1 protein-coding gene is annotated in these 506 nt (G+C 64.4%); it reads left to right on the top strand.

All coding sequences use genetic code 11. The annotated features are described in order from the left end of the window. A partial coding sequence (locus DAI20_RS20515; RefSeq protein ID WP_108252929.1) for a YaeQ family protein occupies nt 1-506 on the top strand: 506 nt, incomplete at both ends.

Raw genomic sequence — 506 nt, 5'->3', positions numbered from 1 at the left:
CAAGGCCGAACTGCAGATCAGCGACATGGATCGCGGCTACTACGTGACCCACAACCTGACCCTGGCCCAGCACCCGTCCGAGACCGACGATCGCCTGATGGTGCGCCTGCTCGCCTTCGCCCTCAATGCCAGCGATCGCCTCGAATTCGGCCGCGGCCTGAGCACCGATGACGAGCCGGATCTGTGGGAACACGACTACACCGGCGACATCCTGCAGTGGATCGACCTGGGCCATCCGGACGAATCGCGCATCCGCAAGGCCTGCAACCGCAGCCGCCAGGTGCAGGTGGTCAACTACGGCGGCAACGCCTCGGAGATCTGGTGGGGCAAGCAGGGCAAGGGCCTGGCGCGCTTCGACAACCTGTCGGTGGTTGACCTCGATGGTGCCTTCGTCGAACTGTGGGGCCAGCAGATCCAGCGCGCGATGCGCTGGAGCGTACTTATCCAGGACGGTGAAGTGCAGCTGCTCAACGATCAGATGCAGCTCGACGTGGTCCCGAACTGGC

It is taken from the genome of Planctomonas deserti (genome assembly GCF_003067705.1).
In the GTDB taxonomy this organism is placed as follows: domain Bacteria; phylum Actinomycetota; class Actinomycetes; order Actinomycetales; family Microbacteriaceae; genus Planctomonas; species Planctomonas deserti.
The sequence above is the reverse complement of the archived record's forward strand: the minus strand, read 5'-3'. Positions and strand labels throughout refer to the sequence as shown.